25 protein-coding genes are annotated in these 26,001 nt (G+C 55.4%); 11 read left to right on the plus strand and 14 right to left on the minus strand.

Annotated features, from left to right (window positions below):
- The first annotated feature begins 119 nt into the window (after nucleotides 1-119).
- The 7 genes from WEB64_RS14785 (at nucleotide 120) to WEB64_RS14815 (ending at nucleotide 6,941) form a co-directional block, all read left to right on the plus strand.
- The gene (locus WEB64_RS14785; RefSeq protein WP_368059040.1) at nucleotides 120-1,328 is read left to right on the plus strand and encodes an ammonium transporter; all 1,209 of its coding nucleotides are present in this window, start codon (nucleotides 120-122) and stop codon (nucleotides 1,326-1,328) included.
- Between the two features lie 133 nt (nucleotides 1,329-1,461).
- Nucleotides 1,462-2,235: an adenosylcobinamide-GDP ribazoletransferase gene (gene cobS, locus WEB64_RS14790; RefSeq protein ID WP_368059038.1), complete on the plus strand. Its 774-nt coding sequence runs from the start codon at nucleotides 1,462-1,464 to the stop codon at nucleotides 2,233-2,235.
- Between the two features lie 171 nt (nucleotides 2,236-2,406).
- A complete protein-coding gene (locus WEB64_RS14795; RefSeq protein WP_368059036.1) occupies nucleotides 2,407-3,489 on the plus strand; it encodes a TRAP transporter substrate-binding protein in 1,083 nt (360 codons plus the stop codon).
- Nucleotides 3,490-3,657: 168 nt separating this feature from the next.
- Nucleotides 3,658-4,203, plus strand: coding sequence for a TRAP transporter small permease subunit (locus WEB64_RS14800; RefSeq protein WP_368059034.1), 546 nt, complete (start codon nucleotides 3,658-3,660; stop codon nucleotides 4,201-4,203).
- Nucleotides 4,200-5,492: a TRAP transporter large permease subunit gene (locus WEB64_RS14805; protein ID WP_368059032.1), complete on the plus strand. Its 1,293-nt coding sequence runs from the start codon at nucleotides 4,200-4,202 to the stop codon at nucleotides 5,490-5,492. Before WEB64_RS14800 ends, WEB64_RS14805 begins: the two co-directional genes overlap by 4 nt.
- A gap of 34 nt (nucleotides 5,493-5,526) precedes the next feature.
- Nucleotides 5,527-6,591, plus strand: a complete 1,065-nt coding sequence (locus tag WEB64_RS14810; RefSeq protein ID WP_368059030.1) for an endonuclease/exonuclease/phosphatase family protein — start codon at nucleotides 5,527-5,529, stop codon at nucleotides 6,589-6,591.
- A 173-nt stretch (nucleotides 6,592-6,764) separates the two neighbouring features.
- A complete protein-coding gene (locus tag WEB64_RS14815; protein ID WP_368059028.1) occupies nucleotides 6,765-6,941 on the plus strand; it encodes a DUF1328 domain-containing protein in 177 nt (58 codons plus the stop codon).
- Nucleotides 6,942-6,971: 30 nt separating this feature from the next.
- Here the strand turns inward: WEB64_RS14815 and WEB64_RS14820 are convergent, their stop codons facing one another.
- The 14 genes from WEB64_RS14820 to WEB64_RS14885 form a co-directional block, all read right to left on the minus strand.
- Nucleotides 6,972-7,754: a pseudouridine synthase gene (locus tag WEB64_RS14820; protein ID WP_368059026.1), complete on the minus strand. Its 783-nt coding sequence runs from the start codon at nucleotides 7,752-7,754 to the stop codon at nucleotides 6,972-6,974.
- A gap of 25 nt (nucleotides 7,755-7,779) precedes the next feature.
- Nucleotides 7,780-9,360 carry a glucan biosynthesis protein gene (locus WEB64_RS14825; RefSeq protein WP_368059024.1) on the minus strand — a complete coding sequence of 527 codons (1,581 nt, stop codon included), beginning with the start codon at nucleotides 9,358-9,360 and terminating at the stop codon, nucleotides 7,780-7,782.
- Between the two features lie 48 nt (nucleotides 9,361-9,408).
- The gene (mdoH, locus tag WEB64_RS14830; RefSeq protein WP_368059022.1) at nucleotides 9,409-11,562 is read right to left on the minus strand and encodes a glucans biosynthesis glucosyltransferase MdoH; all 2,154 of its coding nucleotides are present in this window, start codon (nucleotides 11,560-11,562) and stop codon (nucleotides 9,409-9,411) included.
- On the minus strand, nucleotides 11,555-11,809 hold the full coding sequence (locus WEB64_RS14835; protein WP_368059020.1) for a hypothetical protein: 255 nt from the start codon (nucleotides 11,807-11,809) through the stop codon (nucleotides 11,555-11,557). Before WEB64_RS14835 ends, mdoH begins: the two co-directional genes overlap by 8 nt.
- 29 nt (nucleotides 11,810-11,838) lie before the next feature.
- Nucleotides 11,839-13,392 carry a glucan biosynthesis protein G gene (locus WEB64_RS14840; RefSeq protein ID WP_368059018.1) on the minus strand — a complete coding sequence of 518 codons (1,554 nt, stop codon included), beginning with the start codon at nucleotides 13,390-13,392 and terminating at the stop codon, nucleotides 11,839-11,841.
- A 166-nt stretch (nucleotides 13,393-13,558) separates the two neighbouring features.
- Nucleotides 13,559-14,794, minus strand: a complete 1,236-nt coding sequence (locus WEB64_RS14845; RefSeq protein ID WP_368059016.1) for a ShlB/FhaC/HecB family hemolysin secretion/activation protein — start codon at nucleotides 14,792-14,794, stop codon at nucleotides 13,559-13,561.
- A 244-nt stretch (nucleotides 14,795-15,038) separates the two neighbouring features.
- Nucleotides 15,039-15,326 carry a YkgJ family cysteine cluster protein gene (locus WEB64_RS14850; RefSeq protein ID WP_368059170.1) on the minus strand — a complete coding sequence of 96 codons (288 nt, stop codon included), beginning with the start codon at nucleotides 15,324-15,326 and terminating at the stop codon, nucleotides 15,039-15,041.
- A 103-nt stretch (nucleotides 15,327-15,429) separates the two neighbouring features.
- Complete coding sequence (locus WEB64_RS14855) at nucleotides 15,430-16,821, minus strand: diguanylate cyclase (protein ID WP_368059168.1); 1,392 nt, start codon at nucleotides 16,819-16,821, stop codon at nucleotides 15,430-15,432.
- A 40-nt stretch (nucleotides 16,822-16,861) separates the two neighbouring features.
- Nucleotides 16,862-17,749 (minus strand): mechanosensitive ion channel domain-containing protein, encoded by an 888-nt coding sequence (locus WEB64_RS14860; RefSeq protein ID WP_368059014.1) that lies wholly within the window; start codon nucleotides 17,747-17,749, stop codon nucleotides 16,862-16,864.
- Nucleotides 17,750-17,802: 53 nt separating this feature from the next.
- Nucleotides 17,803-19,380 carry a PQQ-dependent sugar dehydrogenase gene (locus WEB64_RS14865; RefSeq protein ID WP_368059012.1) on the minus strand — a complete coding sequence of 526 codons (1,578 nt, stop codon included), beginning with the start codon at nucleotides 19,378-19,380 and terminating at the stop codon, nucleotides 17,803-17,805.
- Entirely contained in the window at nucleotides 19,377-19,697 is a 321-nt protein-coding gene (locus WEB64_RS14870; RefSeq protein ID WP_368059010.1) for an antibiotic biosynthesis monooxygenase, read from the minus strand. The genes WEB64_RS14865 and WEB64_RS14870 overlap by 4 nt, the downstream gene beginning before the upstream one ends.
- A gap of 159 nt (nucleotides 19,698-19,856) precedes the next feature.
- Nucleotides 19,857-20,045 (minus strand): CsbD family protein, encoded by a 189-nt coding sequence (locus WEB64_RS14875; protein ID WP_368059008.1) that lies wholly within the window; start codon nucleotides 20,043-20,045, stop codon nucleotides 19,857-19,859.
- 141 nt (nucleotides 20,046-20,186) lie between these two features.
- Nucleotides 20,187-21,560, minus strand: coding sequence for a DUF2254 domain-containing protein (locus WEB64_RS14880; protein WP_368065663.1), 1,374 nt, complete (start codon nucleotides 21,558-21,560; stop codon nucleotides 20,187-20,189).
- A gap of 39 nt (nucleotides 21,561-21,599) precedes the next feature.
- Nucleotides 21,600-21,875, minus strand: coding sequence for a YrhK family protein (locus WEB64_RS14885; RefSeq protein ID WP_368059006.1), 276 nt, complete (start codon nucleotides 21,873-21,875; stop codon nucleotides 21,600-21,602).
- 127 nt (nucleotides 21,876-22,002) lie between these two features.
- Here WEB64_RS14885 and modA point away from each other — a divergent pair, with 127 nt between their 5' ends.
- The 4 genes from modA (at nucleotide 22,003) to WEB64_RS14905 (ending at nucleotide 25,938) form a co-directional block, all read left to right on the plus strand.
- Complete coding sequence (modA, locus tag WEB64_RS14890) at nucleotides 22,003-22,785, plus strand: molybdate ABC transporter substrate-binding protein (RefSeq protein WP_368059004.1); 783 nt, start codon at nucleotides 22,003-22,005, stop codon at nucleotides 22,783-22,785.
- Complete coding sequence (gene modB / locus WEB64_RS14895; RefSeq protein WP_368059002.1) at nucleotides 22,785-23,471, plus strand: molybdate ABC transporter permease subunit; 687 nt, start codon at nucleotides 22,785-22,787, stop codon at nucleotides 23,469-23,471. Before modA ends, modB begins: the two co-directional genes overlap by 1 nt.
- Nucleotides 23,468-24,556 carry a molybdenum ABC transporter ATP-binding protein gene (gene modC / locus WEB64_RS14900; RefSeq protein WP_368059000.1) on the plus strand — a complete coding sequence of 363 codons (1,089 nt, stop codon included), beginning with the start codon at nucleotides 23,468-23,470 and terminating at the stop codon, nucleotides 24,554-24,556. Before modB ends, modC begins: the two co-directional genes overlap by 4 nt.
- Nucleotides 24,557-24,648: 92 nt before the next feature.
- A complete protein-coding gene (locus WEB64_RS14905; RefSeq protein WP_368058998.1) occupies nucleotides 24,649-25,938 on the plus strand; it encodes a cation:proton antiporter in 1,290 nt (429 codons plus the stop codon).
- Nucleotides 25,939-26,001 lie beyond the last annotated feature (63 nt).

Here is a 26,001-nt window from a genome sequence, read left to right on the forward strand (position 1 = left end):
TGTAACGCCCTTTCATCACGCACATTGCTCAATTCTGGAACACCTCTTGCTCATACTGCACTCTAACAATGCCCAGAGCCGACATCCATGAACGGCCACTACTCAGGAGTGAACATCGCGTGGACATCACGAGTGCAGTACAAACCCTGACCGAGAGCGCCAATACGCTGTTTATACTGATCGGTGCCATTATGGTACTGGCCATGCACGCCGGATTCGCCTTCCTTGAGGTGGGCACTGTCCGACATAAGAACCAGGTTAATGCGCTGGTAAAAATCATCACCGATTTTGGTGTCTCCGCCATTGCCTATTTCTTTGTAGGGTATTACATCGCTTATGGCGGCCATTTTCTTAGTGGCGCTGAAACCCTTACTACCAGCCAGGACTATGAGCTGGTCAAGTTCTTTTTTTTGCTAACCTTTGCTGCAGCCATTCCGGCCATTGTCTCAGGCGGCATAGCAGAACGTGCGAAGTTCTACCCGATGTTGATCGCTTCGGCACTCATCGTTGCTCTCGTTTACCCGTTCTTCGAGGGCATGATCTGGAATGGCAACTACGGTTTCCAGGGATGGCTGGAGGGCCAGTTTGGTGCAGCTTTTCACGACTTTGCCGGCTCTGTTGTAGTGCACGGCGTTGGTGGCTGGATTGCACTGGCGGCGGTCCTGCTTTTGGGAGCCCGAAAAGGCCGCTATCGCAACGGCAAGGTTGTCGCATTCGCTCCCTCCAGCATTCCTTTCCTGGCGCTCGGCGCCTGGATTCTGACCGTTGGCTGGTTCGGTTTTAACGTGATGTCAGCCCAGACTCTGGACGGCATCAGTGGGCTGGTGGCCGTGAACAGTCTGATGGCCATGGTGGGCGGCCTGTTGGTTGCCATGCTCGCAGGCCGAAAAGACCCGGGCTTTATCCACAACGGCCCGTTGGCCGGTCTGGTCGCCGTGTGTGCCGGTTCTGACCTGATGCACCCGGTGGGTGCCCTTGTCGCTGGTGGCGTTGCAGGGGCCATTTTCGTCTACCTGTTCGAGTGGGCCCAGAACAGGATCGAACGTCTCGACGACGTTCTCGGTGTCTGGCCGTTACATGGTGTGTGCGGGGTCTGGGGTGGCATCGCTGCGGGCATCTTCGGCCAGTCATCGCTGGGCGGGCTCGGTGGTGTTAGCCTGATGTCGCAATTGGTTGGATCAGTTGCCGGGGTGGTGGTGGCGTTTGTTGGCGGCCTGGTTGTGTATGGCATTGTCAGAGCTGTTTCAGGGCTCCGATTGAGCGAAGAGGAAGAGTTCAATGGTGCGGATGTCAGTATTCACCGGATCGGTGCGACTTCGATGGAATAACGCTTTGTTTCCGGCTTAAGGCGAGGGCGGGGTGCAGTCTCCGATGCAATGAGCAGTGGCCGTGCCCCGACATAAAATTGCTTTACAATGTCGCGATCAATAACCAAAGCTTTACGAATCAAAGGAAGCATCTGTGCACACAAGTGGTATCAGCCTTCGGCAAGAGTGGCAGGCTTTCTGGCTGGCCTTGGGTTTCCTCACCCGTATTCCCATGCTGGCAAGGATCGATTATTCCCAGGCGTTGATGAACCAGAGCAGCGTCTACTTTCCGCTCGTCGGTCTGCTGCTGGGCGGCCTCTACGCTGCCCTGTTTTATGGCCTGAATCTGGCCCTCAACCCCTTGATTTGCATTCTGTTGGTGATGAGTTTCCATCTCTGGATCACCGGCGCCTTTCACGAAGACGGCCTCGCAGATAGCCTGGACGCCTTAGGCGGAGGCTACACCGTTGAGGCCAGGCTGCGTATCATGAAAGACAGCCGTATTGGCACTTATGGCACCGTCGCGTTGGTGATGGCGCTGGGGCTTAAGGCAGCCTTGCTGGTGGATATTGACCAGATATGGCTGGCTCTGGTGATAGCCCCTTGCGCTTCCCGCCTGACGCCTTTGTTACTAATGTATCTCATGACTTACGTTACTGACCCCGACAAAAGTAAGAGCAAACCTGTGGCTGAAAGGTTCTCCGGCGCCCGGCTGTGGGTCGCTTCCTTCTTCGTACTGGGCATCAGCCTGGTGCTATGGGCCTGGTGGCCTCTACTCGCAGTACCCATTCTGATCGCGGTTGCGGTGGTTACCTTCTGTTGGGGCCGTAATCTCAAACGCACACTTGGCGGTTATACCGGCGACGCCCTGGGGGCAAGCGTGGTATTTACCGAATTAGCACTTTTGCTTGTAATGGCATTCGCATGAGCAGGATCCTCACTCAGACTTAAGTCGACCATAGCGGGTTTTTAGTTCATTTCATAAACTAGGCATGCTAATTTCAAAAGGCAGAATTGGCTGCCTGGCAGTCGCATTGGAATACCCTCCGCGAGTGGCCAAGTTTCCAACATAATAAAATAAAGACAGGAACGCCTACCGATGAAGATTCGTTCACTAATAAAATCCACAGCAGCGCTGGCGCTGGCCGCCTTGCTGACAAGCACCCCAACCATTGCGCAGGAAAGCTTCACGCTGAGACTGGCTGAAACCTGGGGCCCGAATTTCCCGATTTTCGGTGACGCTACCAAGAACATGGCTGAAATGGCCGAAAAAATGTCTAATGGCCGCCTGAAAATTCGGATCGATTCCGCTAACCGTCACAAAGCACCCTTTGGTGTGTTTGATATGGTTAAAGCGGGCCAATACGACATGGGCCACTCTGCTTCCTACTATTGGAAAGGCAAAGTCCCCAACACCCTGTACTTCACCAGTATGCCCTTTGGCATGAACGCTCAGGAACAGTGGGCGTGGTTCTATCACGGCGGTGGCATGGAGCTGATGCAGGAAGTGTATGAGCCCCACAACATGCTGTCGTTTCCGGGCGGCAATACTGGCAACCAGATGGGTGGCTGGTTCCGTAACGAAATCAAAACCCTCGAAGATCTCCAGGGTCTGAAAATGCGAATTCCAGGGTTTGCTGGCGAAGTCTTTGCCGAAGTTGGTGTTAACCCGACCAATATTCCGCCAGGAGAGCTTTACACCGCTCTGGAACGCAACACAATTGATGCGGTTGAGTGGGTAGGACCGGCTCTGGACCTGCGCCTGGGCTTCCAGCAAATCGCTGACTATTACTACACCGGCTGGCACGAACCTGCCACCGAACTGCAGTTCCTGATCAACCAGGATGTTTGGGAAAAACTGCCTACCGATTTGCAGGAAATACTGCGAGTCTCCATGCGCACCGCGTCCTATGACATGCTGACCCATTCTGTACATGCTAACGCGGAAGCCTGGGCATCGATTCGTGACGAATACCCGAACGTACAGATCAAAACGTTCCCGGACGAAATCTTCCAGGCTATGGTCGAGGCCAACGAAAAAGTCCTGAAGGAATATTCAAAGGACGACGAACAGGGCCAGCGGATTATCAAATCGCAGCAAGAGTACCTGGATAAGGCACGTGCCTACACCGATATTTCCGAACGCGCGTATCTGAATACCATGGCTGAACTGAAAGAATAGGTTCACTGTCATTGACCAGAGGCCGGGCCTTCGCAAGAAGCCCCGGCATTCTTTTTTCAGGAGTTTGTGAAAAGCTCTCGTAGTTTAGATAAACTATACGGGCGCTTTTCAAAGGCTCTTATTCAATCCCGACCGATTCGGAGCGTAGCTCCGGCAAGAGGAACTATAATGCGTTGGTTGATTGCTGTGGATAACGGGCTGGGCGCCATTTCAAAGGCTTGTGGCTGGCTCGCAAGCGTGGCTTTTATCCTGATGATGCTAAACGTTTTTTACGATGTGGTTGCCCGCTATGCCTTTGACGACGTATCCATCGGCATGCAGGAAATGGAATGGCATTTGTATTCCTTCCTTTTCCTGATGGGGATTCCCTTCGCGATGAGAACGGATGGCCACGTGCGGGTGGACGTTTTGTACGCAGGCCGCAGCGAAACCTTCAAGGCCTGGATCAACCTCATCGGCGCTCTCCTGTTTGCACTTCCCATCGCCGCCCTGATCGCCTGGCTTGGCTGGGATTACATGATCGAATCTTACCGAATGGGTGAAGGCAGTGGTGACCCGGGCGGGCTGCCCTACCGGTTTATTATCAAAGGGCTGATTCCGTTTTCATCGTTCTTCCTCGCCATTGCCAGTCTCGGCATGGCGACCTTCGCCCTCAGAGTACTGGCTAAAGAATCCACTTACGAAGGCCAAACTGGCGCAGGAGGCTTGGCATGATCGGCATGATAATGTTCGTGGTCTGCCTCTTCATGCTGCTGTGGGGCTTTCCAGTTGCATTCACCTTCGGTGGTGTCGCCTTGATTTTCGGCCTGATTGCGGAAGGACCCCAGCTGTTTGCCTTCATGCCGTTCCGCATCATGAGCATTATGCAGAACACCGTTTTGATGGCGATACCGCTGTTCATCTACATGGGCATCGTGCTCCAACGTACTCGACTGGCTGAGCAGTTGCTTGAGTCCATGGGACGCCTGTTCGGTGGGCTGCCCGGTGGCCTGGCGATCTCTACGATTGTGGTGGGCGCCCTGCTGGCGGCCTCTACCGGCGTAGTAGGCGCCAGCGTTGTTGCTATGGGTTTGATCTCACTGCCGGTCATGCTGGCGAACGGCTACGACAAAAAGCTTGCCTGCGGCACGATCTGTGCGTCCGGTACATTGGGGCAAATCGTCCCTCCGTCCATCATCCTTATTATTCTGGGTGACGTACTCGGCTTGCCGGTAGGTGATCTGTTCAAGGCAGCAGTAATCCCCGGAGTTGTACTGGTCGGCCTGTATGTCGCTTATATTCTCTTTGTCAGTTGGAGGTCACCCGGCTCGGCACCTGCCATGCCCCGAGACAACGACGACACCCGAGCCCAGGAAGTTGGCAAAGCCCTGATGGCAATTATTCCGCCGCTGGCGTTGATTGTAGTGGTGCTTGGCTCTATTTTTACCGGTATTGCGACGCCGACCGAGTCCTCTGCCCTTGGGGCAATCGGCGCCCTGGTGCTGGCGGTGGCCTATCGCCAGTTCTCCTGGAAGATGATGTGGGAAAGCTCCCGTGACACGGTCAAGGTCACGGCCATGGTATTCGCGATTCTGGTGGGCGCTACCGCCTTCTCCATGGTATTCAGCTACACCGGCGGCGACTACCTACTCGAAGAGTGGATGCTGCAATTGCCGGGGGAAAAGTGGGGCTTCCTGATACTGACCATGATTATCATCCTGGTACTGGGTTTCTTCATCGACTTTGTGGAAATATCGTTCATCATCGTGCCAATCCTGGCTCCGATCGCTGAACTGATGGGCATCAATATGCTCTGGTTTGCCATTCTGATCGCAATGAACCTACAGACCAGTTTCCTGACGCCGCCCTTCGGGTTCAGTCTGTTTTACCTGAAAGGGGTATCACCACCCGAGGTCAAAACCACCGACATCTATCGCGGTGTCACGCCATTCATACTGCTTCAGATTATGGTGCTGATCGCGATTTTGATCTTTCCTTCATTCTTTGGCATGTCGGCGACCTGAATACCCGCCTTCCGCTGTAAGGAGACAGTGCATTTTGCTCAGCCTGATAGTTATGACCCTCGCCTGTACACTGATGACCGTCACTGTGCTCGCCAGAGTGCCATTGCACGACTGGTGGATAAGGGCTTGTGAGTTTCCCCGGCTCCAGATTGCCTCGCTCGCGCTGATCACCTTCGTTTTGTCCTGGTGGGCCGAAGAACCCTGGCGACTGACCGCATTGATCATGAATGGCATGGTCTTCGCCGTTCAGGGCTATCACATACTACCGTGGACTCGGCTGTGGCCGATCCAGGTTCAACCAGCGGAGCCCGGTCATGATGACCGGTGTATCACACTGCTGATCTCGAATGTGCTGACCCCCAATCGCAAAGCTTCTGCGCTTACCGAGCAAATACATCAGTTACAGCCCGATATTATTCTCACGCTGGAGTCTGATGACTGGTGGCAACAGGCCCTTGATGCCAGCCTGGCCGATGATTGGCCACACACGGTGAAGATTCCCCTGGATAATCTTTACGGCATGCACCTCTATTCCCGCCTTCCATTAGCGGAAACCGAAGTTAACTATCTGATCCAGGATGACATTCCGTCGATTCATACCTGGGTAACCCTGCCTTGTGGCGAACGTATCTACCTGCATGCCCTGCACCCCCGCCCGCCAGCACCTAGCGAAAGCGAGGAATCCCTCTGGCGAGATGCGGAGCTGCTGCTGGTTGGCCAGCGCATCCATCAGCGCGACCAACCTACTCTGGTGGTCGGCGACCTCAATGATGTCGCCTGGTCACGCACAACCCGGCTGTTCTGTCGGGTGAGCGGCATGCTCGACCTGCGCCGCGGGCGCGGCATGTTCAGCACCTTCCACGCCCATTACCGGTTGATGCGATGGCCCCTGGACCACGTATTCACCAGCGAGCATTTCACCCTCAAGAACATGTCCCGCCTCAATGACATCGGGTCTGACCATTTTCCGATTCTTGCAACGCTCTGTTTTCGGCCGTCCCGGGCAGACGAACATGAGATACCCGAAGCCGATGCTGAAGAAAAGCAGGATGCCGAGGAGACTATCAAGGAAGCAAGATCGCGGGATCAGGAAACCTGAAAACCGCTGTACACCATAGCTGCGCCCGTTATTACATCCCCGTCAGAATTAACTTAGGTTATTGTGCTTTCCTCGAACTTAGCGGATCGTTGACGGGTAAGTAACACATTAATCAAGGTCAGTCGTGGCAACTGTTATGGCGGAAAGACCTTAGACTCTAAGGAGAGGAATCTATGCTTTATTGGGCAGTGGTATGTCTTATCGTAGCAATTATCGCGGGTGTTCTGGGCTTTGGTGGCATCGCCGGTACTGCAGCGGGTATTGCAAAAGTTCTGTTCTTTATCTTTCTGATTCTGCTTGTGGTCTCTTTGGTGATGAACGCCATGAAAGGGAAAGGACCAAAGGTTTAGACGAACTGCAAGACGGCTCGACCTAAAGGTCTAGCCCGCTGGTTTCAGCTTAGATGGCTGGCGTCTCCCGAAGTCGCTTGCTTCTTCTGTTTTACTGGAACCAGCTACCATTCCATCGATTACCGCCATTTCCTTTGAGCTCAGTTCCCGCCACTGACCGGTTTTGAGTCCGGCCAACTCAATATTCATTACCCGCACGCGTTTGAGCCTCACCACGTTATAGCCAAGATACTCCGTCATTCTGCGTATTTGTCTGTTCAGACCCTGGGTCAGGGTAACCTTGAACGTGGCATCCGAGATGCGCGCAATTTTGCAGGGCTGGGTAACGGTATCGAGAATCGGAACCCCCGCTGCCATTGTACGGAGGAAGGCCTCATCAAAGGCTTTATCGACCGTTACCACATATTCCTTCTCGTGAGCGTTACCGGCCCGCAGTATTTTGTTTACGATGTCGCCGTCGTTGGTCAGCAGAATCAGACCCTCAGAAGGTTTGTCGAGACGCCCGATCGGAAAAATACGGCCACCACGAAATTTCACCGCATCGACAATGTTGCCATGGACCTGAGGATCGGTCGTACAGGTGACGCCTATCGGTTTGTTGTATGCGAGGTAGACGGCTTTAGGCCTGGTTCGCAGAGGCTTGCCACGCACCTTTACATGATCCCCTGGGCCCACTTTCAGCCCCATCACAGCGACCTCGCCATTAACCTTTACCAGTCCGCCTTCAATCAGTCGGTCGGCCTCGCGCCGGGAACAAAGACCGGTTTCACTGATGAATTTGTTCAGCCGTGTGGTATTGGTCTGTGTCGTCATAACTGCGAACTTTTGTTAAGGGACACTAGATACCCTGCTCTGCTTTGGGTGGTGGTGTGTACTGGTAAACCCAGGTTTCGGTAAGGGGTTGGTCACCGAGCTTCAGGTACATCCGAATATCGATCGGCGCTTCTGATTCCCCGGGCACCAGATCAAACATCGCCCGATAGCCATCAATGGCGTGCAACGGCCGGGCCGAGGTGATTTCCACCTTCCCCCGGCTCACCGTGATGACCGGCTCGATCTCCGCTTCAGGTCCCAGCATACCGAGAACACCTCCGGAGAAGTCGATTGCAAAACGCCAGGAGAAATACGTGCGTTCCTGCCCCACAACGCCGCCAAGGCCGGTGCGAGTGGCCTGGGTGGTTGCCAGCTCATGAGGCTCTGCTGGCATGGTATCACCCCAGGTGAGCCGGTAGGAGATCAAATGTTCTTCGCCGGGTTTCAGGGGCGTGTCCGGGTTCCAGAACGCTACAATGTTATCGAAGGTTTCATCCTGGGTCGGTATCTCAACCAGCATGACAGCGCCCTTGCCCCACGCTTCGCCCGGTTCGACCCAAAGACTTGGCCGACGGTCATAGTACACCCCGTCATCCTGGTAGTTGGCGAAGTCCCGGTCCCGCTGCAGCAACCCGAAGCCTTTTGGATTGTGGTCCATGAACGAGTTGACCTGCACCTGCCGTGGGTTGACGAGAGGCCGCCATATCCGCTCGCCAGAGCCGGTCCAGAGCGCGAGCCCGTCGGAATCATGAATCTCCGGACGCCAGTCATACCCCATACGCCGATCATTTTCGCCAACCTGATACATGCTGGTCAGGGGTGCAATACCAAGACGCTCAATAGCTTTACGGGGGTATAGCGCGGCGCTGATCTTCATAACCATATTGCGTCCGGGGAACAGGTCAAATGCGTAGGCGCCGGTAATACTGGGAGAATCCAGCAGAGCATACACCGTGAGCTTATCGGAACCGGATTTCGGCTTTTCAAGCCAGAACGCAACAAACTCGGGAAACTCCTCCTCCCGATTCATGCCAGTATCAATCGCAAGACCCCGAGCTGAAAGCCCGTATTGCATATCCTCACCCACAGCACGGAAATAACTGGCACCGAGAAAGGCCGCCAGGTCGAGCTTGAAGTTCGTGTGGAACTGTACCCGAAAACCCGCATAGCCAAGGTCATCTGGCAAGTCATCCAGGGGAAGATCTCCTGAATATCGGAAATAATCGGGGTCATAGCCCAGTTGCTGGGCCTCACCATCGATAACTTCATAGATCTTTACCGGGGTCTGAAAATACAGCCCGAGATGAAAAAACTGGGCATGAAACTCGCTGCCCTCCTCTTGCCAGAGCGATTTCTCAGGCCGGAACTGAATGGCCTGGTAATCATCCCAGGAGAGCTTCTTGAGACTCTCCGGGGTGTCACCCTTACGGGACTTGTAGGCCTCAGAAGCCAGAGTACGAGCATGTCCCTTGAGCCAGGCGAAATCGAATTGCCGGGCCTCGCCAACGGGTTTACCCATCGCCAGCCGACTGGTCAGCATCGAAGGCACAGTCAATCCGTAAGCGCTCAACGCCGCGGCCATTTTTAAAACAGTACGCCGATCCATATTACCTTCTCCAGGTGCTTGATGGCTTTGGTCTCACAGACTGAGGGGCTAAGGCTCTGACTCCTCACGCTCGCTGTCGGTAGCCGCGAGGACGAGCAACCGGCGGCCCCAGAAACTATCAGGGTTGGCCCGCCAGGCGGACAGATGCAACCACTCCAGCGACTCTTTATCACGACACAGGTGGCTCAACTCACTATTGGTAAGTGCGTCCGGGCCCTCTTTCATACACAGCCGGGCCAAACGCTCGTGAGTGCTCTGCCGAACACTGCTCCCGTGCTTCCTGGCCAGCGTCTGGTGCAGGTGGTTGAGGCGGGGTGACAAGACGGCTTCCTCAAATCGGGTGAGGCCCTGAACCTGAAACAAGAGACGACGTTCGTCCACGGCGTCCTCCAACAACTCCGAAGGTTGGACTTCTTCAGGAATGAGCAGCATACCGTGCCTGGCCATCGCCCTACCTGCACTCACGCGGCTCAGGAGCACCGAGGTGGGCGCCGCAAGCACCAGTGGGATGGCCACCGGTAACGACCATAAAAAGAACAAGGGGTCCAGCCAGTACGCAAACCCTGACCAGGCTAACCCTGCCATCATTCCGGGCGACTGGTTTATCAGCGCTTCCTGCCAGGTGGTTTCTTCCGTCCGGTTCTGACCAGCCCAACTGAGGGAAAAATTCAACATCGCGCCCAGGACGTATCGGCTATGAGCAAGCATACGGACCGGTGCCAGCAATACCGAAATGAGAATTTCCACCACTACACTGCCCAGCAACCGCAAAAAACCACCAAACAACTTTGCCTGACGGCTCACCAATAGCGAAATGATGGCTAGAAACTTGGGCAGGAATAGCAGCACCACGGTGCTCAAGGCCAGGCCGATAGCCCATTGCGGCCGCCACTCCGGCCAGAGTGGGAAAAGGTCCTGATGGCCTTCTGGAAAATAGTCGATGGGCGATAACGCCAGTTGGGTCGCTTCCACCGTTGTCAGTGCCAGAAAACAGAACCAGAGCGGAGACGCCAGGTAGGCCATAATACCGTTGAGAAAGGCCATTCGATGAGCGAATCTCAACCGGCGTTCAAACAGCATGATCCAGAAATGCTGGAGATTGCCCTTCGACCAGCGCTCGTCGCGGGTCAGTTCGTCCGCAATAGTCGGTGGCGATTCTTCAAAGCTCTCACCCAGGCCCGGTTCCAGCCAGACCTCATAGCCTGCCCGGCCCATGTACGCAGCTTCAACAAAGTCATGGCTCATGATCGGACCACGAAACAAACCGAAGCCGGGTAACTTGCGAAGACCGCAATGCCGCATGAATGCATCCACACGAATAGTTGCGTTATGCCCCCAAAAGGCGGCATCGCCCATCTGGATAGCCGCCAGCCCAGTGGCGAACAGGGGTGAGTAGACCCGATTAGCAAATTGCTGCAGCCGGGCGAACAGGGACTGGCCGTTAATCACCGTGGGGTTGGTTTGCAGGATGCCGGTCGCCGGTTCCAGTTCCATTAACTGGACCATCCGCACCAGGGTTCGCCCGCTCAGCAGACTGTCGGCGTCCAGCACGATCATATAGCTATAGCGACGCCCCCAGCGGCGGAGGAAATCCGCTACGTTACCGCTCTTGTAATTCTGGTTGAGGGTGCGCCGTCGGTAGAACAGGCGCCCCTCGGCGCTCAGTTCGTCACACATACTCTGCCAGGCGGCCTGCTCTTCCAGCCAGACATTCGGGTCGCGACTATCAGACAGAATGTAGAACTCGAAATGCTCTAGCCGCCCGACCCGCTCAAGATCCCGGTAAACCGCTCGCAAACGTCGCAGGGTACGTTGGACGGATTCATGATAGATAGGCATGACAATGGCTGTTGGCGCGAGCGGCGTCGCGGCAAGTTCATCGGCACTGTGTCGCTTGAGCAGGGAGAAGCGATCGCCGCCTGACAAACGCAGGATAAATCCGTACATCGCAGTCCAGAAGCCAACCGCAATCCACGCATATAACAGGAAAAAGACCGCGACCAGAGCCTTCTCAACCCAGGTATTACCATGGTAAGGCAGCACCCAAAGCAAAAAATAGCAGGCCACCAACGTCTGACCAAAGACAAAAAGCGATAGTAACGCCCGTCGTACTGTGGCTACCCGATGCCATTTCAGACGGGTCTCCGGGCGGGGGGCGAGCGATGCAGCCGAACGCTGTGATGAGCCAGCCAGTTCAGACATTGCGCCAGTATCCTATACTGCCGCGCCTGAGTTCGGGACGCTGAGGGGGGACGTCGATGGCGGGCAGCGAAAAATATTCAGGAACCAGGTCCATCGAACGGGATATAGCACCTTCACTACCTTCTGCCAAGGCAGAATCCACAAGTTGTAAGGCCCGCCGGCAGACATCGTTGGTTGGTGGAATACCATAGCCTTCGATATAAGCCAGCACACGATCAAGCGCTTGCTGACACAATGCTCTTGCCATAATGACACTCCATCCTTGCGTGTTTCGCCTTACCGTTCCTGGGCACGAACACCGGAGTCCGGTGGCAGTTCATAGGTCCAGGTTTCGGTGAGCGGCTCCCCGTCCATACTCAGGTAAGCCCGGACTGACATTAAAGCTGCCGGAGCTGGCCGAACCAGCATCGACAGCCTCCAGCTTTTATCCGGCTCGCTGTACTCCACAAAATGCTCAAGAATCTCAACATCAGCCCCACCAGTAGCAGAACTGACCACTGAGGCCTGGGCGTCGAGAGTATCAAGCTTGCCTCCGGCAAAGTCGACAATGATGCGATAAGCACCTTCCACGGAGCCACCGCCGACCCGATTGCCATCGCCAATAAATGTTTGCATGGCCGCGGCCGTAGGTTGGCCGGTGACGGATGCGTCGCCAAAGTGCAAGGTGTATTCGCGGCTGATCTCTTCACCCGCCCCAACTGGCTCTTTTGGCCGCCAGAACGCGACAATATTATCGTTGGTTTCCGATCTGGTGGGTATCTCCACCAGGACAATCTCACCTTTACCCCAATTCCCTTTGGTCTCTACCCAGGCGCTCGGACGTTTATCATACCTGGCCTCAAGATCCTCAAAGCGGGCGTAATCAGTATCCCTTTGTAGTAAACCGAAACCCTGGACATCTTCAGTCTGGAGGTAGCTCATGCGTAAACCATGCGGGTTGATCAAGGGCCGCCAGAGCCACTCACCCGTATTGCCATCATGAATCAGCAAGCCATCGGAATCGTGGACCTGAGGCCGCCACTCACCATGAGGCCGGGGCGTATTTTCCCCGTAATAGAACATACTCGTCAGCGGGGCCATGCCCAGCAAGCCCACTTCCCTGCGCATAAACAGGGTCGCTGTCACTTCAACGCGCGTTGCGTCCCCGGGAAACACCCGGAAGCGATAGGCGCCTGTTACGCTGGGCCCATCCAACAAACTGTACACCACCATCGAATCCGCATCGGCATCAGGTCGCTCAATCCAGTATTCAACGAATGAAGGGTACTCCTCACCTGAGCGCAGTCCGGTATCAATAGCGACGCCCCGGGCCGATAAACCAAAGTGATTGTCTTTGCCAACACCCCGAAAATAGCTGGCACCGGCAAACGACAGAAACTGGTTCTGGACGGTATCGGTTTCCATTGGATAGGTCAGCCGAAAACCTGCATAGCCCAAATCGGCAGGTATGCGCTTGGCCAGAGTATCGTTCGGATAATTGAAGTTCGCCTTCTCGAAGGGAACCGACCGCACACCTTCCGCATCAATCTCGTTAATCGCAACCGCGTGGCCATAGTAGGTTCCAGGCGAAGCCATCATCACCCGGAATCTGGATTCCGAGTCGCTCCACAGACTGGCCTCAGGTTTGAAACGAATCTCTTGATACTGAGAGTAGGTCAGCTCTCGCAAAAACTGGGGTATCTCCGCCGGAGCCTGGTAGGGCTGCTCCGCCAGCTTTTTCGCTTTTTCAGCAACAGTGCTGAGATCAAACGGCGACTCAGCCTGAGCCGCTTGACTGAAAAATACAAATAACCCGGCCCCTAAAAGACCGTAAGCAAACGCTGAGGACATTCCATCTCCTGAAGTATCAGACCTGCTGGCAGAACAACAGCAGGAATTCCGTAACCACATCATCAGTTCATCAGTGGACCCCCATCTAACAACGAGGGCCAGCCTTGCTTCAAGTGACAACTATGTAAGGCACAACAGAAAATACGCAGGCAATCCTGAGTTTAGACTACTTCAGGCTGATAGACAGGGTCAGCGACACATCGGGGGTATCGGGTTTTTGCATAACGCTGAGAGAATCGCCGAGCATACGACCGACACGAAGACCGGCCGTCAAACCTTTGGACTTCAACTGCAAGGCGATTTCCGCTGCGCTGGCGCTGCCCCAGAGGTCCGGTTGATGTTCGGTAGGCGCCACCCACCCCTTGAGCAATGACAACCGCACGCTGGAGTGGATGTTTGAGAGCATAAGTAACGGAAACCAGGGGCTGCTGGCTTCAAGACGCAACCAACCGCCTTGTTGGCTATAAGCACCCTGGCCGCCAAAGCCACTGATTTGGGCGGGCCCGGCGACCAGCATATATTGTGAACCGGGAATGATATCCGGACTGTACTGGTACTGGCCATTCAGACCCCAGTTCCAACGCCCGAGGGGCTGCTTGAGAGAGCCTAGAACGGTGTATTTACGGTACTCCGCATCGATATCTGTGCCGGGCCAGGGGTCGCGGTCAGCACCGAGGGAGGTCAGACCCCGTTTCACTGACACGCTGCTGAACGCTGACGTACCGAAGACGCCGATTTCGCAGTTCATTTGAGTTTCGAACCAGAACGAAGACAGATGTCGGCTGGCATCATCCACCCGTTCCCCTTCCGTAAACGCGGTATTAGCCTGTGCGGCCAATCCCATCAGGGCGTCAAAGCGCAAGTCACCCAGCTCAAACATATGACGCCGCAAACTCGCATCCACCGCCTGGCGATCACCGCTGATCTGATACTTGCGCCCCCCCCCGGTCACCGAGTCCTCGTAGTCAGACAAGTTACCGTTAACGTTTATGGCGCCAAACCTCGACGGAAATGAGTAGCCAAAACCGAAGCCGTGGTTGCTGCCCTCAGCATGGCCTGCCAAAAAACGGTTGTACCGGAGGGACAGGGCGTCACTACCCCCCGTGATACCCTTTGCAGCCAGATCAAGACTGCCCCGGTAATCGCCGTTGGAATTAACGGTGTCGCCCCCGAACGAGATGCGATCCCCCAGCCAGGTAGGATCTGCAGCGCGAATTTGCAGCGAGGGGTCGAACTCGTGGTTAGAGGCAGCATCCGAGGTCTCGGCCGTTGCTGACTCAGCGTAGATTGGAATATCACGAAGAGAAAAATCAAATACCTGCGGGGTTTTTTCCGATGCCGACGCAGCAGAGCCAACGCTCAGCAGACAGCCCCCCACGATAATTTTCAGCAACGGATTCACGAAACCATACCCTTTACACTTTCTTGACATTGAACATGACGTGCAATGTACGGGTAGACGACGACTGAATCCAGCGATTAGAAGCTAAAGTTTCAAACGCTTACAATTTTAATTTTATAGCCAAAACAGAACGCTACATTTGATACTGAATGTAAATTCATGAGTCTGGATGGAGGAGGTATTGTGAACAAAAAAGGTGAAATAGATCACTGATCAAGGCGTGCAAGAACGCAATTGGGAGCGGTTACAGGTGAGCAGCGCGCTCACTCAGGCAATCCTCTGAACCCATTTCAAACTCCCGGCACACCCAGGGTCGGTACTCGTAGATGCTGCAAAGCATGGTTTCACGGTCCAGGGCAGCGCACCATCCATCGTCAAGACGCGCCATAACCTCGCCACCCCATGAGTCAGAATCCACGTAGCGCTCAGGCACACCGGTGTCAGTGATCAGCATCACCTCAAGACGACAACAGCAGGCAAGACAGGATGAACAGGTTACTGCGGGCTCATCCGGAGCCACGGTAGTGGGTATTTTGTAGCGGGGGTGATCACGTTGACGACTGGTCAATGACGACTCCTGTAATCGGATTTACTGCAGTTTGCCCGTTCATACCAGGACTGAACATGAACAGCTATCAACCTGTCCCGAAGGCATTCAAACCGCCCATCGGATCAGCCACCATACTGTAACGCTTACCACCTTTGCGTTTGGCTGCATACATCGCGTCGTCAGCGTGCCTGACCAGTTGCAGATCGTCCCGGCCGTGCTCGGGATACACTGCAATGCCAAGGCTCGGGGTCGTGATCAGAGTTTTTCCTTCCAGTACGTAAGGCGCACTCAGAACGGTGAGTATTTTCTCCGCCACCATCGTGACATCCTCAGGCCTGCCGATGCCGTCGAGCACAATAGCAAATTCGTCCCCACCCATACGGCCAACGGTATCTGACTCCCGAACACACTGCCCAAGGCGACGAGCGACCTCCCGCAGTAGGTTGTCGCCTATGGTATGGCCGAAGGTGTCGTTGATGTGCTTGAACTTGTCCATGTCCAGATAAAGCACCGCCAGTGGAACCAAATCTCTCCGCGCCCTGGTCAGGGAGCTTTGCAGACGGTCCAGAAACAGCGCCCGGTTAGGCAATTCAGTCAGCTGATCGTGCTGTGCAAGGTATTCCAGACGAGAGTGGGTGCGCTTACGTTCTATCGCTGCCGCCACCTGACTCGACACAAACTGCAGTAACTCCTTGTCCCGCGGCGTATAACGCACCTCCCCGGAATAACTCTGGACCACGAGGGCACCGATAGTGTCAGCCCCCGACACCAGGGGCACTCCCAACCAGTCCAGTGCATGTTTCCCGACGACCATGCCAATCTCGGACATCACCTGCTCGGCGGTATCAGGGGTGAGCAGGATAGCTTCACCGGATCGGATAACTTCGGCGCTGAGTGTCCCGGACTCCAATGGCGTGGGTGATGGCGCCTGATCGTACTGATCGACGTAATAGGGGAAGCTGAGCTGAGCCGCCGTGGCATCGTAAAGCGTGACAAAAAAATTGTCGGCAGGCAGTAGCTGTTCAATGACCTCATGCACACGCCCGAACAATGCCTGCAAATCGCCGGTCGAGTGCGCCGCCTCGGAAATAGCGTAGAGTGCCTGTCGTAGCGCTTCAGCGCGTTTGCGTTCCGTAATATCCCTCGCCACACCCACCCTTACCTGCTCTGTTTCAAGCCAACGGGTAGACCACATAATATGGACAATACGACCATCTTTGCGGAAATAACGGTTTTCATGATCTTCCGATGGAGTGCCAGCAGTGATGCTTTCCACAAGGGCCAGGGTGTGTGCATGGTCGTCCGGGTGCATCAATTCAAAGGCTGTCCGGCCAATCATTTCTTCCGGCCGGTAACCAAATACCCGTTCACTGGCAGCGCTGACAGATAAAAAGCGTCCGTCTTTATCCACCACACAGACCACGTCCATCAGCAGATCAAGCAATTTTTCGTTAGGAATGCGAGGTGTTTGGTTCATAGTCGTAACTATAAAGCTGTAGACATTCAATGCGCCAGCTTCAATCCCCTCTACCGCTAATCTCATCCGTCGGTTTTTCAGATTTTTTCTGAAAATCATTCTGGGTGAACACCTCCAGCAGGATCGACTGCTCGATGAAACCCTTCTCTCCAGGCCTTACAGGCACCCTAACCACCAGATGTAACTCGCCCGCTGTTGGTACCTGGATGGTCACCCGGGGATCAACTGACGGCACTTCCAGACCACGATACATACTGACATTGCTCATGTGTCCTCTTACCTCCTCGATATAAGGCCCACACAGCCTGTTAGCAGCCTCCAACAAGGCTTTCTGCGCTCCGCGCCAATCGTCGTTGAGCTTGAATGGCACGGTAAATACATGAAAACCGTACTCGTAGGTAAAGCTTTCATTGACCACCGGCTCCGACACAAACACCGCGTTCGGAATCACCACCATGCGTCCTGTGCGCTGGTGAACATTCTTGCCGGGGCCGACTTCCAGAATCGTGGTGGTCAGCAAACTCTGATCAATCACGTCACCACGAAAGTCCTTGACCTGAATACGGCTGCCCAGGGAAAAAGAGCGGGCGCCGGTTTTGATGATGGAGCCGATCACACAGAGGATCAGTTCTTTGGTAGCCACCACAAACGCCACGGCAATCGCTACCACCGACAATGCCAGAGTGCGAAGTTCCGCGCCCCAGATCAGTACCAGGCCCAGCAGCATCAGTAACAGGAACCCGTTGCGGGAATTTACCAGCCATTTGCGACGGAGCTCATGAGACGCCACTTTCCGGCGGATAAATCGAGCCACCAGCATCCGCAGAATCACCACCACTACGATCAGGATGGCTGTGCTCAACAGCAGCCTCAGAACCGAATCCGATATCACGATATTTGCCGGTAACCGGTCGAGCATTTCGTACATTTATTAGATCCTGTTGTCGTCGGCTCCGGGCTCACCAGCAAGCTCTAACAAGCTTACCGGGGCGTTACTCGCAACACTTGGCCATTTGCGCTATCTGTCAATAAATAAACAGCGCCATCGGGGCCGGTTTCTACATCCCGGATACGCTCGTTCAGGGCTTCAAACAACACCTCGACCTCCCGGGCTTCACCATTCTCCAGGCTTACACGATGAACCTGTTTTGCAGCCAGAGCTCCTACCAGCAGATCGCCCTGCCATTGAGGGAATAGCTCGCCGGTATACAGCGTCATACCTGAGGGTGCAATAGAGGGCGTCCACTGAAGCAGCGGCGACTCCATTCCCGGGCGGTCAGTGAACGGTGTCACCCGGGCGCCAGTATAATCGAGACCAAAACTGGTGATCGGCCAGCCGTAATTTTTGCCAGCCTCTATCAGATTGATTTCATCGCCGCCTTTCGGCCCGTGCTCGTGGGCAATCAGTCGGTTCTCCTCACTGTCGTAGATCAGGCCCTGCACATTGCGGTGCCCATAGCTGTATATCTCAGGCAATGCGTCTTGCTGACCCTTGAAAGGATTATCGGCAGGTGCAGAGCCGTCGCCGTTCAGCCGCACTATAGTGCCGATATGACTGGTCAGTTTCTGGGCCTCCTCCCGGTAATCGAAGCCGTCCCCGAGGGAGAGCGCCAGAGTGTCATCCGGCAACCAGGCGATGCGGCCGCCGTAATGGGCGGCGCCCACTTTGGCTGGCTGCACCCGAAAAATTTCTTCAGTATTTTCGAGACCCTGATCTCCCAACCGCGACCGGGCCAGACAAGTGTGGTTGGCTTTCGCCGTACCGCAGGCGTAACTGAGGTAAATCTGCTGACTGTCAGGGAAATCCGGCGCCAGCGAGACTTCGTTCAACCCGGATTGACCGGACGCAAATACTTCAGGCACGCCGGACAGCGGTTCAGGCTGCAATTTCCCATCTTTGGATAGTAAGCGCAGGCGACCCACCCGTTCCGTGACCAGGGCACCGCCGCCAGGCAAGAATGCGATCGACCAGGGATGCTCCAGCCCTTCGGTCACCACCTCAATCCGATAGTCCGATGACGGCTGTGCAACCGCTTGATCTGCAGGCAACATCAACCCGCCGACCAGCACCAGACCAAGCGCAGTACCATATCCGCGAGAGCCAACCGAAGAGACGCCGACAAGGCGGGCAAACAGCCAGCCGGACACCGCAGCGCCAGCCAGCATTGCCAGTAGCCCACCACTACCCCGGGTAGCCGCAATCAATGTCGGCATGGGCGCCAGTGCGTTCGCCAGAATAAAGGTCACCCAAAGTCCTATCGCAGCCGCGAGCGCACATACCGGCGCTAGCCAGCGCTCGCCGACAACACGACCAAGCAGCAACGCGGCGCTCTGGGAGAGCAAAAAACTGACCCCGAACAAAGCCCCATACACGGGCGCGAAATTGACTATATCCATAAGACTGGTCTGCAGACGTTCACCCACGGCTATTTCCACGCCCAGGTTTTGCAGGGCCATTAGATTGAACTGGGTTTGAATCACGCTGCCCAGCAAGGCCCCAAACACCAGCGCGGCAATAAATGCGCCCACTATTTTCAAGCCACCAGGGCGTGACGTCACGAAGATTCTCCAGGCGGCATAACCACCCATTCAGGTTCGTCAAATTCGCCGATCAACTTTATCTCACATACACCGGCCGCGCTGCGGATAATATCAGTCACGTCCTGATTATGTTGCGATTCCATCGCATCCCGGGCAGATTTACTTTCCCAGTGAGCGATCGCGATCAGCACGTTCGGGTCGTCCATTTTGCGATGCAGTTCGGTACCCCGTGCACCGGGGGCTTGCTGGATGATCTGACTGGCGCGCACCCAGGCATCCGCGTATTCCTCCGCCGTATGACCTGACCGGATGTGAACTTCAAAGATGTATTTCATTTCGCCGTCCTCCTTTGTCCCGGAGAGCAATAATACCCGTCTTACGTTCTAAACCCCTACCATAACAACATACCGCCTAGCCTGGCGTGACCTGTTCAGACCGGAACACAGGCCAAAAAAAAGCAGCCCTTAGGCTGCTTTTTAAAAAGGCAGATCAGATTACTTGGTGCCGGATTTAACCGTATCTTTGACCTTGCCTTTGGTTTCTTCCAGATGACCCTTGGTGTTCTGATTCTTACCTTCAGCCTCTGTTTCCTCGTCGCCGGTAACTTTGCCGTACCCTTCTTTAACCTTACCTTTAACTTTATCCAGGGTACCTTCGGCTTTGTCCTGCTTTGAATCTTTCATATCCATTTCCTTGATCCGGGGCTTGTGTAACTGCAGCTTCAAACTAGCAAGTGGCCGGGCAACTAACCAATTAACCTACTTTAACCTCTCGGCCATCTTCACTTACCAACACTGCAGCGATCACGGACATCCTGCGTGATTTCATAGAGTAACGTGTTCGCCTTTACCTGTAGTAGCCCGTTCAAGGGAGCTGGTGCTCAGCGTCGCGATGAGACGCGACGACTTGTCGCCAACGCGCTGCCGGTCCTGGCGGTCGGGAACACTTATGTATCCCAGTTCAGCAACCGCCTGAGCATGCTGCAGCAACACCTTGCGTCGGGCCATATCTGTCGTAATGCTCGCCAGTAGTTCGAGCGAACCAAGCAGAACTTCCAGAACCGCCACATTAGCTGAGGCGTTCTGACGAATCTGGTCGAAGGCATCGGCGATCAAGTCGGCATAGGTCGGGCCTGGGGTCAACAATCGAATCTTGTCGTCTTTAGCGCGAAAGCTGCACTCAATCTTACGATCTGTCAAACGGACCAAGATTGCTGTCAGATGGTGAAGACACATGACGGCCGTTGTGGTGTCATTGACGCCGGGCGACAACGCCCGTAACGCCACGTCGACCAGTTGGCGAATCCCGAAGGCGGCGTCCTGCTCCACGGTTCGCTGACGGCCCACCGCGTATAGCCAGTAAAGCTGGCTGTAATCGTCGTCGGTCACAGCCGTGCCCAGAAGAGAAAACACAGGAACCCCTTCGATCACGAACTGGCCCACCATTCGCTCCATTCGCACCACCGTGTGGCGTTTGCGCGCGAAGGCCAGCAGGGCGTCAATATCGGCGCTCTGGAGATACCCTGTTTTATCCGCCAAGACCGGATACCAGTTCTGGGTCGCCCCCGAATTCGCCGACTCCAGGAAGGAGTTTTCCAAACCCCCACGCTCAGGGTACAGGTTTTCAATAGCCGCGATGGTGTCGGCAGCGACCTCCGCCAGGATATGGTTCGCCTGGATGACCCGTGCAATGTGGTGAATGAAATAAATCAGTACAGCGATGCCGACAAATCCCAGCGCCAGCCCGCCAAGAACCGCTAGTGAGGGCACATATTCGACGTCGTCGCCGCCACGAATGGTCCTTAACACGACCAGGCAATAGGCGAAAATCCCGACAAATGCGCCGAGGGCCGATTGGGTTCCCTTGTCCCGCATGAAGTTGTGCAAAACCCGGGACGAGTACTGGCTTGAGGCAAGAGAAAGAGCCACCAGGGTGCTCGAGAAAGCCACTCCGGCCACCGTGATCATAGTTGTCGCAATGGTGGTCAATAACCCCCGCGCACTCTCGGCATCGGAGCCGAACAGACGCGGCCATTCCTCGAGTAGACCCGAGGGAAGCCAGTGCTCGGATTCGACCAAAACCACAGCGAGAATGACAGAAGCCAATACAAGCAGTGTGGGCAAGAACCAAAAGCTGGAGCGAACGGCGAGCCATAACTGGCGGATATTATTAATGTTGATTCTCCCTTTGGTTCGAATGGCAGCGGTTCTGCAGCCCTCAAGTAATCGCTGGTATCCCTAATGCTCCCAATTGCTGGCCGGTATCCTCTTGACGTGCATATGGCTGATCAGCCGAATGGTTGGTCGGATCAGGAACTGGAAGCTGCCAATGATAAACAACCAGATCGCGGCTTTCTCCAGGCCGGGGAAAAGAAACAGTATACTGCCGCCCAGAAACCAGAGCGCGATAAAGAAGTCATTGATGATGCTGAGCATTTCGTATCGACGCCGGATGATGAGCTCCTCGCCGCCTAGTTTCAGAGTGAGCGGATTGTCCGTCGGGGTATCGTCCATACTGGCCTCTTTTCTGAGCTGTATGCTCTTGATTAACAATTTACCGAAGCGGGCATTTCAATGATAAGGTTCCAGACTAATAGCGCCGCATGCAGTACGTCCAAGGCTTTTAACAGGGAGTTACGGCATGGCTTTTCTCGCAGCTTTTTTCGCCCGGAGAGGCCGAATCTTTGCCATGTTTGTTTCGCTGATATCAGCTTCCTTCGTATCGGCCAGCGAACCCATGCGCATCGCCGCAGCTTCTGATCTTCGTTACGCACTCAATGATATTATCGAGCTTTATCATCATAGCCATCCCGGCGCCAATATCGAAGTCATCTACGGTTCTTCCGGCAAGATGACGACGCAAATTATGAATGGCGCGCCTTATGACCTCTTTTTTTCCGCCGACATAGCCTATCCAATAAAACTCAGGGACCACGAGCTGACGGCGACGGAGCCCGCCGTTTATACCCTCGGTCGTATCGTGCTCTGGAGCAACACCCTCGACGCCACCAACCTCACCCTGGAGACTCTGACCTCCGACACCGTTCGCCGGATCGCCATCGCCCAGCCATCTCATGCCCCTTACGGTCTGCGCACCAAGGAGGCACTGCAGTCGGCAGGCGTCTGGGAAGCGGTGCAGCACAAACTGGTGTTCGGTGAGAACATTGCCCATACGGCACAGATGGCCCAGTCCGGGGCGGCCCAGGTCGGTATCATAGCGCTATCGCTCGCCAAATTCCCCGACCTGGCAAGGCACGGTTACCATCTGATTGACGACGCCTTGCACAGCCCGCTCGCTCAGGGGTTTGTCGTTACCCGGCGTGGTGGCAACAAACCGCAAGCCCGGGCGTTCGCCGAGTATATGGCCAGCGATCAGGCCCACCACATCATGTCCCGCTACGGCTTCACCATGGGAGTGGACTGATGTTCGCACTGGGACCGGCGGAGTGGCAGGCAATCACTGTCACCTTCAAGCTCTGCCTCTACACCACGCTGATCCTGCTGATCATGGCCACGCCCCTGGCCTGGTGGCTGGCCCGAGGGCACTCTACCGGCCGGGTGATGGTTCAGGCCATTGTCGCCTTGCCGTTGGTACTGCCACCAACGGTTCTGGGTTTCTACCTGCTTATCGTACTGGGCCCCCAGGGAGTGGTGGGCGAAACACTGGAGAATCTGGGTCTTCACCACCTTGCGTTTACGTTTGAGGGCGTTCTCATCGCCTCAGTGCTCTATTCCATGCCGTTTGCGGTGCAGCCGCTGACCCAGGCGTTCAGCGGTCTGGGGCGGCGGCCGGTAGAAGTCGCCAGTAGTTTGGGGGCCAGCGGCGTGGATCGGTTTTGCAGCGTGATTTTTCCGCTGACCCGCGGTGGCTTTCTGGTGGCCGCTACCCTGACATTCGCCCATACCCTTGGCGAATTCGGCGTCATTTTGATGCTCGGCGGCAGCATACCCGGTGAGACCAAAGTGTTGTCAGTGCTGATTTACGACCATGCCGAGGCGATGAACTACGACGCCGCCCATAGCCTGTCACTGATGCTACTGATATTTGCCTTCGTGACCCTGTTTCTGGTTTACAGCATCAATCGGCGCTTTACGGTAGCCAGGCTATGACGCTCCAGACTATGACGTTAAAAATACGCGCGCATCTGACGTACGGCGAAAGCTTCGAACTCAAGATGGATAGCGAACTTCCTCTCAATGGCGTGACCGCGCTGTTTGGCCGCTCCGGGTGCGGCAAAACCACGTTGTTGCGCATCATCGCCGGTCTGGAACGGGTTCCGGGCGCGGCCGTGAGCTTCGGCAATCAGCATTGGCAGCAGCATAGCCATTTCGTGCCGCTGCATAAGCGGCGTATCGGTCTGGTATTTCAGGAACACAGCCTGCTGCCACACTTGTCGGTAAAAGAGAACTTGCTCTACGGTTACAAGCGAACCCCTGAACCACTACGGCGCCTGCACCCGCCTGAAGTCACCACCATGTTGGGCATTGACGATTTACTTGACCGGCGTATCGATCAGTTATCCGGCGGCCAGCGTCAGCGCGTCTCGTTGGGCCGGGCCCTGCTGATAAGCCCACAACTGTTGCTGCTGGACGAGCCCATGGCGGCGCTCGACACCTACACCAAGCGGGAAATCATGCCGTTCCTGTCAAGGATGGCGACCGAGTCCGAAGTGCCCATTATCATGGTCAGCCACGCTCCTGATGAAGTCGAGCGTCTGGCAGACTGGGTGGCATTCATGCACGACGGCCAGATTCAGAGTGTCAAGACACTGCGCGACGCTCTTGCCCACCCCCACTCACCGTTGTTTGACGACACCGGAGCGGTGTCTGTCCTGGAGGGCAATCTGGGAACCACAGCTAAAGATGGATTACGGAAGTTCGGCTCGCCGGGAGCGCAATTATGGGTACCCGATACCGGTCAGACAGCCGGTCAGCAAACCAAAAGGCTGCGCATTCTCGCCCGGGATGTCAGCCTGTCACTGGACGAACCTCACCGGATCAGTATCCAGAATCACCTGCCAGTAACCATCGAACGCATTGATCCACCCCATAACAACCGCATGGTAGTAGCCTGCCGCACCGGGGACCAGCAACTGCTGCTGGTAGAGGTGACCGCCCGTGCGGTTAACCAACTCGGATTATCCACAGGGCAGCGGCTCTACGCCCTGATCAAAGCGGTAGCGTTGCTGGAGTGAGATTGGGTGGCCAAGCGCCTCAAAAGAGTACATCGTATGGCGACCATAACGCCCCACGGTTCTGAAGCCAACACTCACACCACAGAGTCGCTATGACCACCGCTATCTGGTTTATATTACTGGGCTCGCTACTACTGGTTGTGGGCTTTACCGCCGCCTACATCAAAACCGTGCCGGCCACGACGGCCATTGTGTACTTGCTTATCGGGTTCGTACTCGGGCCCATGGGCTTTCATCTGTTTCATTTCAATCCGCTGGAAGAGTCGGCGTTGATGGAACTGCTGACCGAAATAGCGGTATTGATTTCACTGTATTGTGCCGGCGTGAAAATGCCCGCCCCGGTGACGTTCAAGCGTTGGCGAAACCCTCTGCAACTGGCAGTTATTTCAATGACGTTGACCGTCGGGCTGGTAACGCTCTTCGGTTATTACTGGCTCGCCCTGCCCCTTGGGGCCGCCGTTCTGCTCGGTGCAGTTGTAGCGCCGACTGATCCAGTACTGGCCACCGAAGTGCAGGTTCGCCATGCCGATGATAATGACCAACTTCGGTTTGCATTGACCAGCGAGGCTGGCATGAACGACGGCAGCGCTTTCCCGTTTGTGATGCTCGGCCTGGGCTTGCTGGGCCTGCACGACCTGGGCGACTCGGGTTGGCGATGGCTCGTCATGGACGTGATCTGGGCCAGTGGAGCGGGGATCGGCATTGGTATCCTGGCGGGGTGTGGGGTTGGCTGGCTGGTGCAGAAAATGCGCACGACTTTCTCCGGTACCGAGTTTCTGGAAACCTTTTTAGGCCTCGGCCTGATTGCCTTTGCCTACGGTATCAGCCTGTGGGTGGATGCTTGGGGCTTTCTGGCGGTGTTCAGTGCGGCCGTAGCTTTGCGACACACCGAATTGAGGTTGTCTGGTCTCAAACAGGACTACTCCGACGCGACTTCTGGAGAAACATACCCGGGTGATAAACCACAACCTATTGCCCATATCCACGAGAGCTCACTGGTGTTCAACGAACATCTGGAACGGCTGGCTGAAATTCTGCTGGTTCTGATGATCGGCGGCTCTATGTTCTGGGATTCCTGGAGCTGGCGGGCGGTCGGCTTCGCCGCCTTTCTGTTCTTTATCGCCCGCCCGCTCAGTGTTCATATTGGCTTGCTGGGAACCAGGGCCCCTATGCGCCTGCGAAATCTGGCGGGCTGGTTCGGGGTTCGCGGAGTCGGTTCGCTATACTATCTGATGTACGCCGTTCAGCACGGTCTGCCGGAAAATATAGCGATGGAATTGATTCACTTGATCCTGGTGGTCGTTGCCTTATCGATCCTGGTTCATGGCATCAGCGTGAAACCTGCCATTGCCCGGTTTTGGCGGTCGCGCAGGTCGGGATGAACCCGCCCCGGCTTATCCGGTCGTGGCGCACAAGGCCAATATCTGCAAGTGTCACCAACTCGA

Origin of the sequence: Marinobacter sp. (assembly GCF_040882185.1) — a bacterium.
In the GTDB taxonomy this organism is placed as follows: domain Bacteria; phylum Pseudomonadota; class Gammaproteobacteria; order Pseudomonadales; family Oleiphilaceae; genus Marinobacter.

Bases quoted from the DNA above. Each gene is read 5' to 3' on its own strand.
- WEB64_RS14795 (WP_368059036.1), top strand. From the start codon at position 2,407: ATGAAGATTCGTTCACTAATAAAATCCACAGCAGCGCTGGCGCTGGCC.
- WEB64_RS14800 (WP_368059034.1), top strand. From the start codon at position 3,658: ATGCGTTGGTTGATTGCTGTGGATAACGGGCTGGGCGCCATTTCAAAG.
- WEB64_RS14805 (WP_368059032.1), top strand. From the start codon at position 4,200: ATGATCGGCATGATAATGTTCGTGGTCTGCCTCTTCATGCTGCTGTGG.
- WEB64_RS14815 (WP_368059028.1), top strand. From the start codon at position 6,765: ATGCTTTATTGGGCAGTGGTATGTCTTATCGTAGCAATTATCGCGGGT.
- WEB64_RS14820 (WP_368059026.1), bottom strand. From the start codon at position 7,754: ATGACGACACAGACCAATACCACACGGCTGAACAAATTCATCAGTGAA.
- WEB64_RS14825 (WP_368059024.1), bottom strand. From the start codon at position 9,360: ATGGATCGGCGTACTGTTTTAAAAATGGCCGCGGCGTTGAGCGCTTAC.
- mdoH (WP_368059022.1), bottom strand. From the start codon at position 11,562: ATGTCTGAACTGGCTGGCTCATCACAGCGTTCGGCTGCATCGCTCGCC.
- WEB64_RS14835 (WP_368059020.1), bottom strand. From the start codon at position 11,809: ATGGCAAGAGCATTGTGTCAGCAAGCGCTTGATCGTGTGCTGGCTTAT.
- WEB64_RS14840 (WP_368059018.1), bottom strand. From the start codon at position 13,392: ATGTCCTCAGCGTTTGCTTACGGTCTTTTAGGGGCCGGGTTATTTGTA.
- WEB64_RS14855 (WP_368059168.1), bottom strand. From the start codon at position 16,821: ATGAACCAAACACCTCGCATTCCTAACGAAAAATTGCTTGATCTGCTG.
- WEB64_RS14860 (WP_368059014.1), bottom strand. From the start codon at position 17,749: ATGTACGAAATGCTCGACCGGTTACCGGCAAATATCGTGATATCGGAT.
- WEB64_RS14870 (WP_368059010.1), bottom strand. From the start codon at position 19,697: ATGAAATACATCTTTGAAGTTCACATCCGGTCAGGTCATACGGCGGAG.
- WEB64_RS14875 (WP_368059008.1), bottom strand. From the start codon at position 20,045: ATGAAAGATTCAAAGCAGGACAAAGCCGAAGGTACCCTGGATAAAGTT.
- WEB64_RS14885 (WP_368059006.1), bottom strand. From the start codon at position 21,875: ATGGACGATACCCCGACGGACAATCCGCTCACTCTGAAACTAGGCGGC.
- modA (WP_368059004.1), top strand. From the start codon at position 22,003: ATGGCTTTTCTCGCAGCTTTTTTCGCCCGGAGAGGCCGAATCTTTGCC.
- modB (WP_368059002.1), top strand. From the start codon at position 22,785: ATGTTCGCACTGGGACCGGCGGAGTGGCAGGCAATCACTGTCACCTTC.
- modC (WP_368059000.1), top strand. From the start codon at position 23,468: ATGACGCTCCAGACTATGACGTTAAAAATACGCGCGCATCTGACGTAC.
- WEB64_RS14905 (WP_368058998.1), top strand. From the start codon at position 24,649: ATGACCACCGCTATCTGGTTTATATTACTGGGCTCGCTACTACTGGTT.